This is a genomic window from Streptomyces sp. NPDC006544 (assembly GCF_040611715.1).
Classification (GTDB): Bacteria; Actinomycetota; Actinomycetes; order Streptomycetales; family Streptomycetaceae; genus Streptomyces.
Map to the genome: position 1 here is coordinate 1 of NZ_JBEXOV010000182.1, position 7,457 is coordinate 7,457.

The following is a 7,457-nucleotide window of genomic DNA, read 5'->3' on the forward strand; positions in this document are numbered from 1 at the left end:
AACGAACGGCGTCCCCGGTTGACCGAACGGTCCCGGATCTCAAAGTCCATCGCACTCCCCGAATCGGGGTGTTGCGACGATCACTAGAACTCAAGCTTCCGGGTGGGGGGCCGTTGGCCTACAGTCACCTGACGCATCGTCAGACATGGCTGATCCGGCATCGTGTCCGGCATCGCGGAGGGGACCGTACATGCGCCTCGGACTCGCACTCGGCTACTGGGGCCGCGGTCCCGACCCGGCCCACCTCGACCTCGCCGCCGAGGCCGAGAACCTCGGCTACGACTCGGTGTGGACCGCCGAGGCCTGGGGCTCGGACGCCTTCACCCCGCTCACCTGGATCGCCGCGCACACCTCGCGCATCCGCCTCGGCACCGCCATCGCGCAGATGGCCGCCCGCACTCCCACGGCCACCGCCATGCAGGCCCTGACCCTGGACCACCTGTCCGGCGGCCGGATGATGCTCGGCCTCGGCCTGTCCGGGCCCCAGGTGGTCGAGGGCTGGTACGGGCGCCCCTTCCCCTCCAGCCCCCTCACCGCGACCCGCGAGTACGTGGACGTCATCCGCCAAGTGCTGCGCCGCGAAGGACCCGTCGAACTCGACGGACGCTTCCACAGCCACCCGTACCGGGGCGCGGACGGCGCCGGCATCGGCAAGCCGCTCAAGCCCATCACCCATCCTCTGCGCGCGGACCTGCCGGTCCTGCTCGGCGCGGAGGGCCCCAAGAACATCGCCCAGACCACCCGCATCGCGGACGGCTGGCTCCCCCTCTACTGGTCGCCGACGCGCACCGACGTCTACGCGGCCTCGCTGGCCGACCTCCCCGAGGGGTTCATGATCGCCCCGATGGCGCGGGCCAAGGTCTGCGACGACGTCGCCGAGGGGCTGCTCCCGGTCAAGGCGATGCTCGGCTTCTACATCGGCGGGATGGGCCACGCGGCCCGCAACTTCCACGCCGACCTCATGGGCCGCATGGGCTACGAGGAGGAGGCGCACCGCATCCAGGAGCTGTTCCTGGCCGGGCGCAGGGAGGAGGCCGTCCTGGCCGTCCCGGACGCCTTCGCCGACGAGATCTCCCTGGTCGGTCCCCGGGAGCGGATCGCGGAACGGCTCGAGCTGTGGCGCAAGGGCCCGGTCACCGACCTGCTCGTGACCGCCCCCGACCCGCACACGCTGCGGGTGCTGGCGGAACTGAACGGCTAGGACCGCGGTGAGGCCGACCTACGCCGGCTGCGCGCCCTCCTCGTGCCCGAGGGCGGCCAGCAGCTCCCGCAGGTCGAGCGGCATCACGGCGATCTCGATGGCGGCGCTCGCGGAGGCCCCGCCCGTCCCGGCGTCCGCCGGGGCCGGCAGCGCGCAGGTCACGATCCGCGAGCCGGGGTTGATGGAGATGCCCTCCTTCACCGAGGGCACGCGGACCCCGGTGGCGCGGAAACCGGCGAGGGGTACGGGCTCCCCGCGGCCTGGCACCCAGCGGGCCCCGGCCCGGTCGGCGTGGACCCGGCCGCTGCGCCAGCGGCCCGTGCCCGCGGGCCGCCGGCCCATGCACGGGATCCCGGGGGCGGGCACGACGGCCTGGCGCCGGCGGTGCTTGCGGCGCATCAGCCAGCCGGTTCCGGCCGCCGCGGCGGCGAGGACTGCGTACTCGATCACGCCCCATTGAACCAGCCGGGGCGGTACGGCGACGGCGCGGGCCGGACGGGCAGGCGGTCAGCCGGTCAGCTGTCCCGCGCTCGGGACCTTGTCGACCACCGGGGCGCCGGCGCTCTTGCCCGCGTCCTTGACGCCGTTGATGACGCCCTCGAAGGCGCCGATGTCGCCGTCACCCGCCTGGCCCTTGCGCAGCTTGGAACCGAGGCCCTTGAGGGACTCGATCCCCGCCGTCAGCGGGACCATGGCCTTCGACAGCAGCGGGTCGCCCTTGGCGTTCTCGCTCGCCGCCTTCAGCCGGTTGTACGCGAAGGCGCCCGCGAGGCCCGCCTTGACGAGCGCGAACGTACGGCCCTTGGTGCCCTTCTTGAACTTGCCGGCGCGGTACGGCTTGACGATCCACTGGTACGTGGCGCCGGCCGCGAGCCCCGCGTTGGCCACGAAGCGCGTCTTGGCGAACTTCTGCTTCTCCTGCGCGCTGGCGCTGGCCGAAGGCGTGGCGGCGGCCGCCGCGGCGTCCTCGGCCGAGGCCGCGGCGTCCGCCTCGGCGAAAGCGGCCATGGCGACCGAGATCTCGTCGACCTGGCCGCCGGAGGCGGTGTCACCACCGCCCGAGCCGCCGCCGCAGGCGGTGGCACCTCCGAGGAGCGCACAGGACAGCAACACCGCCGTGAGCGTGCGGCGGAAACGAACGGTTCGGGTGGGAAGGGACACGGCTTTCCTCCGGGGACTGGATGTCGCCAATCCCCCGCAGCCTCGCCCGGGCCCCGGGGCTGCGCCAGTTGGGGGGACCCATTCGGGTTTGCCCGCCCCCTCGGCGGCAACACGCGGACCATGCGCACACACACACGAGAGCACGCCCGAGGAAGCACCCAGGCGGGGCGCGCCGTCGCCCTGCTGGCGGACGCCATGGCCTTCGTGATCGCCCTGTGGATCCTGCTGTACCTGCTGGACGCCAACCAGGCCAACTCACTGGTGGACTTCATCCACGACGCGGCCAGCTGGCTGGCCGGCTGGTCCTACGACCTGTTCACCTTCGACCGCGCATGGGTCCAGGTGGTCATCGGCTACGGCGTCGCGGCCGTCGCCTACCTGTTCATCGGCCACGCGGTGGCGGGCCGGCTCTACCGCCGCTAGGCCGCACGCCCCGTACGACCCGCGCGAGCGGCCCGTGCGTACGGCTCGCGCGAGCGGCGCGAGCCGTACGGACGGCGGTCAGCCGCAGCAGTCCGGTTCCAGGCCGACCGGCAGGGTCAGGCCGCCGAAGACGACGCCCGTGGCCTCGTCGCCGCCCAGCGCGGCCACCGCGAGGAGCAGCGAGCCCGCCGTCCAGGTGGTCTGCTCCACGGGCCAGACGGCCCCGTCCTGGAAGACGTACCCGGTCCAGTACATGCCGTTGTCGGCCCGCAGGTGGCCGATCGAGCGCAGGATGTCCAGCGCCCGGTCCGACTCGCCCGTGGCCCACAGCGCGAGCGCCAGCTCGCAGGACTCCCCGCCCGTCACCCAAGGGTTCGGCAGCACGCACCGCACGCCCAGGTCCGGTACGACGAACTCCTCCCACCGCTCCTCGATGCGGGCCGTGGCCTCCGCGCCGGTCAGCGCGCCGCCCAGGACCGGGTAGTACCAGTCCATCGAGTAGTGGGACTTGTCGAGGAACCGCTCGGGGTGCCGGCGTATCGCGTGCCCGAGGGCGCCCGCCGCCAGTTCCCAGTCCGGCTGCGGCTCACCGCGGTGGTCGGCGATGGCCAGCGCGCACCGCAGCGCCTGGTGGATGGAGGAGGACCCGGTCAGCAGGGCGTCGCCGACCGCCTCGCCGGAGGGCTCCCGCTTCCAGCCGATCTCGCCGCCCGGCTGCTGGAGGCGCAGGACGAACTCCACGGCCGCGTACACGGCCGGCCACATCCGGTCGAGGAAGGCGTCGTCCCCGGTGGACAGGTGGTGGTGCCAGACGCCGACGGCTATGTACGCGACGAAGTTGGTCTCGAGGTTCGCGTCCTGCGGCTCGCGGGTGTCGACCCCGTCCTCGCGGTCCGCGTAGGCGGCGAACCAGGAGCCGTCCTCGTTCTGGTGGCGGACCAGCCAGTCGTACGCCCGCTCCGCGGCCTCGTGTTCGCCCGCCGCGTCGAGGGCCATCGCGGCCTCGGTGTGGTCCCAGGGGTCGAGGTGGTGGCCGCGGAACCACGGGATGGCCCCGTCTGCGCGCTGCGCGGCGAGGATCCCCGCGACCGTGGCGGCGGCCTGCTCGGCCGTCAGCACCCCGTCCAGGACCAGGTGCTCGGGTGCGGTGCGCTCCGGCGAGCTCACTTCTCGGCGCCCGCGGCCGCGGCGACGGGGAGGTGCGGCTTGGTCGCGTACGCGACCAGGCTCTTGCCGATGACGGGGTTGAGGGCCTGCTCCGCGAGCCGCGTGACCAGCGGCTTCTTCATGATGTCCCAGACCAGGAGCTTGTGGTACGCCTTGACGGGCAGGGCCTTGTCGTTGTCGACGCCGAAGGCGCACTTGAGCCACCAGTACGGCGAGTGCAGGCCGTGCGCGTGGTGCGTGCCGTAGGGCTTGAGGCCGGCGGACTCCATCTTGCCGAGCAGCTCCTCGCCCTTGTAGATGCGGATGTGCCCGCCCTCGACCTCGTGGTACGCGTCGCTGAGCGCCCAGCAGATCTTCTCGGGGCCGTACCGGGGCACGGTGATGGCGATGCGCCCGCCGGGCTTCAGGACGCGGACCATCTCGGCGAGGACGCCCTTGTCGTCCGGGATGTGCTCCATCACCTCGGAGATGATGATCACGTCGAAGGACTCGTCGGGGAAGGGCAGCGCGAGGGCGTCGCCCTCCATGGCGGTGGCAGTGGCCCCGGCCGGGGCCTCACCCGCCTCCTTCATGGCGGCGAACCACTTGGCGACCTCGCGGATCTCCTCGCCGTTGCGGTCGAGGGCGACCACTTGGGCGCCTCGCCGGTAGCACTCGAAGGCGTGCCGGCCTGCGCCGCAGCCCAGGTCGAGTACGCGGTCGCCTGCGGCGAGCGGGAACCGGGAGAAATCGACGGTCAGCACGTGGTCCTGCCTTCGCGGTCGCGGGGGTGAGGGTGGAACTGCATCGGACGGAAGGTCGGGGCGGTGAAGATCACCGGGTGCCGCGGCCGGGGGCGGCCGCCGCGGCCCGCTCGATCGCGGCGCGGTAGTGCACGACGGTGCCCTCGGCGGCCTTGGCCCAGGTGAACCGGGCCAGTACACGCTCGCGGCCGGCGGCGCCGAGCCGGGCGCGCAGCGCGGGATCCTCCAGCAGCCGGCCGAGGGCGGCGGCCAGCGCGCCCGCGTCGCCGGGCGGGACGGCCAGGCAGGTCTCGCCGTCGGGTCCGGCGACCTCGGGGATCGCACCGCCGGTGGTGGCGACGAGCGGGGTCCCGGTGGCCATGGACTCGGCCGCCGGGAGCGAGAAGCCCTCGTAGAGGGAGGGCACGCAGGCGACCTGGGCGCTGCGGACGAGGTCGACCAGCTCGGCGTCGGTGATGCCCTTGACGAAGCGGACGGCGTCCTGGAGCCCGTACGTCTCGATCGCGCGGGCGACCGGGCCGCGCTCGGCGCGCTTGCCGACGACGACGAGGTGGGCGTCGGGCTGCTCGGTCCGCAGCTTCGCGAGCGCCTCGACGAGGTGGACGAGGCCCTTGAGCGGGACGTCGGCGCTGGACGTCGTCACGATCCGGCCGGGCACCTCGGCCACGGAGGCGTCGGGCGACCACAGGTCGGTGTCGGCGCCGATGTGGACGACGTGGATGCGCTCGTCGCGCACGCCCAGGTGCTCGGCGATCTCCTGGCGGGAGGAACCGGAGACGGTCAGCACGGACGGCAGCCGCCGCGCGACCCGGCCCTGCATGTGGGTGAAGCCGTACCAACGCCGCACGGAGGCCCGCTTCCTGCGGCCCGTGGCGGCGGCCAGGTCCAGCTTGCGGTCGACGGTGATGGGGTGGTGGATCGTCGTCACCAGGGGCGCGCCGAGGTCACCCAGCAGTCCGTAGCCGAGGGTCTGGTTGTCGTGGATCACGTCGAACTCGCCGACCCGCGCGGCGAGGTGCCTGCGGGCGCGCAGCGAGAAGGTCAGCGGCTCGGGAAAACCGCCGGTCCACATGGTGGCGACCTCGACGGCGTCGATCCAGTCCCGGTACTCGCCGCGCTTCGGGGTGCGGAACGGGTCGGGGCTGCGGTAGAGGTCGAGGCTGGGGAGTTCGGTGAGGGTCGCGCCGGCGCCGGTGAGGGCGTCGCTGTCGAGGACCGGGTAGGGCTGCGCGCCGATGACCTCGACGCGGTGCCCGAGCTTGACCAGTTCGCGCGACAGGTGGCGGACGTACACGCCCTGGCCGCCGCAGAACGGGTTCCCCTTATAGGTGAGGAGTGCGATCCGCAACGGGCGGCTGTCGTCGGCGGCGGAACCCGTGAAAGGGCTCGTCACCATGGCCTCAGCGGTCACTCACGGCCCCCTTCTCCCTGCACTTTCGCCGGAGCGTAACCGCTCGCATAATGTAGAACAAGTTTCAGACTTGATCCGTTGAAGACCATTGAATCTACCGGCCGGAAACCACACCGTAAGAGGGGTGGCAGGTGATTCACGCCACGGCTCGAGCGCCTGTCATGCTGGGCGCGGAGCAGCCCCCGCAATGACAGGGAACGCCTTGGAACGGGACAGATGACAGCCGAATCGAAGGCCGTGACCCCAGCCGTGGCCGCAGCCGTGGCCGCAGCCGTCACCACACCGGCGTCCCCGCCCCTGACGGAGCGCCAGGAGGCCCGCCGCAGGCGGATCCTGCATGCCAGTGCGCAGCTTGCCAGCCGCGGCGGCTTCGACGCCGTGCAGATGCGGGAGGTGGCCGAGTCCTCCAGCGTGGCTCTGGGCACGCTCTACCGCTACTTCCCCTCCAAGGTGCACCTGCTCGTCGCGACCATGCAGGACCAGCTCCAGCACATGCACACCACGCTGCGCAAGCGCCCGCCCGCCGGCGAAGAGCCCGCGGCCCGGGTCGCCGAGACCCTGATGCGGGCCTTCCGCGCGTTGCAGCGGGAACCGCACCTGGCGGACGCGATGGTGCGCGCGCTGACGTTCGCGGACCGCAGCGTGAGCCCCGAGGTGGACACGGTGTCCCGGCTGACCACGGCGATCATCCTGGACGCGATGGGCCTCGACGCCCCGCCGACGGCGGAGCAGCTCTCGGCGGTCCGGGTGATCGAGCACACCTGGCACTCGGCGCTGATCACGTGGCTGTCGGGCCGGGCGTCGATCGCCCAGGTGAAGATCGACATCGAGACGGTCTGCCGCCTGATCGACCTGACGGCCCCGACACCGCCACCGTCCCCGGCCACCCCGAAGCCCCGCGAAAAGGCCTGATTCCGCCGCAACACCCACGCTCCGCGCGCCCCCGGCGCACGGAGGGCGAGGCCGGGCTGCGCCCTGGGGGGTGGCATGCGCCGGGGGGCGTCGGGGGGGCTGGGCGTCGGGGCTCGGGGGCGTTGACGGGGGGCGGTGGTGTCGTGAGCTTTGTCGCGGCGGGTCGGGTGCGGTGACAGTTCCTGGGGGCGTCCCGGGAGTCCAGCGTCCTTCCGGTGCGGGCCGCCCCGTCAAGGGCGCTCCCTCCGGTCGCGTCGCTGCGCGATGGCCTGCGGCCACCCTTGACCGACCGGCCCACCCCGAAATGCCACAAGACTCCCGGGATCCCCCCGGAGGGGGGATGCCAATGCCGTTGCATTAATGGTCGTGCCATCGGTAGTGCAGTGTGACCATGACTGGGGCTCGTCGGCTGCTGGCCGGCTCACCAGGCACTTTGCTG

8 protein-coding genes are annotated in these 7,457 nt (G+C 72.7%); 3 read left to right on the forward strand and 5 right to left on the reverse strand.

All coding sequences use genetic code 11. From position 1 onward, the window contains the following. Nucleotides 1-190 precede the first annotated feature (190 nt). Nucleotides 191-1,201 (forward strand): LLM class F420-dependent oxidoreductase, encoded by a 1,011-nt coding sequence (locus ABZY44_RS37020; protein ID WP_356661848.1) that lies wholly within the window; start codon nucleotides 191-193, stop codon nucleotides 1,199-1,201. Nucleotides 1,202-1,219: 18 nt separating this feature from the next. Here ABZY44_RS37020 and ABZY44_RS37025 read toward each other — a convergent pair whose 3' ends face one another. Together ABZY44_RS37025 and ABZY44_RS37030 are read right to left on the reverse strand one after the other, a co-directional pair. Then, on the reverse strand, nucleotides 1,220-1,651 hold the full coding sequence (locus ABZY44_RS37025; protein WP_356661850.1) for a hypothetical protein: 432 nt from the start codon (nucleotides 1,649-1,651) through the stop codon (nucleotides 1,220-1,222). 57 nt (nucleotides 1,652-1,708) lie between these two features. After that, a complete protein-coding gene (locus ABZY44_RS37030; protein ID WP_356661852.1) occupies nucleotides 1,709-2,314 on the reverse strand; it encodes a hypothetical protein in 606 nt (201 codons plus the stop codon). Nucleotides 2,315-2,482: 168 nt separating this feature from the next. On the opposite strand from ABZY44_RS37030, the gene ABZY44_RS37035 reads away from it, so the two are divergent. Next, nucleotides 2,483-2,785, forward strand: a complete 303-nt coding sequence (locus tag ABZY44_RS37035) for a hypothetical protein (RefSeq protein ID WP_356661854.1) — start codon at nucleotides 2,483-2,485, stop codon at nucleotides 2,783-2,785. Nucleotides 2,786-2,863: 78 nt separating this feature from the next. Here ABZY44_RS37035 and ABZY44_RS37040 read toward each other — a convergent pair whose 3' ends face one another. From ABZY44_RS37040 to ABZY44_RS37050, 3 genes are all read right to left on the reverse strand, one after another. Next, complete coding sequence (locus ABZY44_RS37040) at nucleotides 2,864-3,952, reverse strand: prenyltransferase (RefSeq protein WP_356661856.1); 1,089 nt, start codon at nucleotides 3,950-3,952, stop codon at nucleotides 2,864-2,866. Then, nucleotides 3,949-4,695 (reverse strand): class I SAM-dependent methyltransferase, encoded by a 747-nt coding sequence (locus tag ABZY44_RS37045; protein WP_356661858.1) that lies wholly within the window; start codon nucleotides 4,693-4,695, stop codon nucleotides 3,949-3,951. The genes ABZY44_RS37040 and ABZY44_RS37045 overlap by 4 nt, the downstream gene beginning before the upstream one ends. Before the next feature lie 70 nt (nucleotides 4,696-4,765). Beyond that, nucleotides 4,766-6,106 carry a glycosyltransferase family 4 protein gene (locus ABZY44_RS37050; RefSeq protein ID WP_356661860.1) on the reverse strand — a complete coding sequence of 447 codons (1,341 nt, stop codon included), beginning with the start codon at nucleotides 6,104-6,106 and terminating at the stop codon, nucleotides 4,766-4,768. Between the two features lie 216 nt (nucleotides 6,107-6,322). On the opposite strand from ABZY44_RS37050, the gene ABZY44_RS37055 reads away from it, so the two are divergent. Further along, entirely contained in the window at nucleotides 6,323-7,018 is a 696-nt protein-coding gene (locus ABZY44_RS37055) for a TetR family transcriptional regulator (protein ID WP_356661862.1), read from the forward strand. Nucleotides 7,019-7,457: the final 439 nt, after the last annotated feature.

Excerpts from the sequence above, each read along its gene's own strand:
- ABZY44_RS37055 (WP_356661862.1), top strand. The coding sequence starts at position 6,323 with ATGACAGCCGAATCGAAGGCCGTGACCCCAGCCGTGGCCGCAGCCGTG.
- ABZY44_RS37035 (WP_356661854.1), top strand. The coding sequence starts at position 2,483 with ATGCGCACACACACACGAGAGCACGCCCGAGGAAGCACCCAGGCGGGG.
- ABZY44_RS37020 (WP_356661848.1), top strand. The coding sequence starts at position 191 with ATGCGCCTCGGACTCGCACTCGGCTACTGGGGCCGCGGTCCCGACCCG.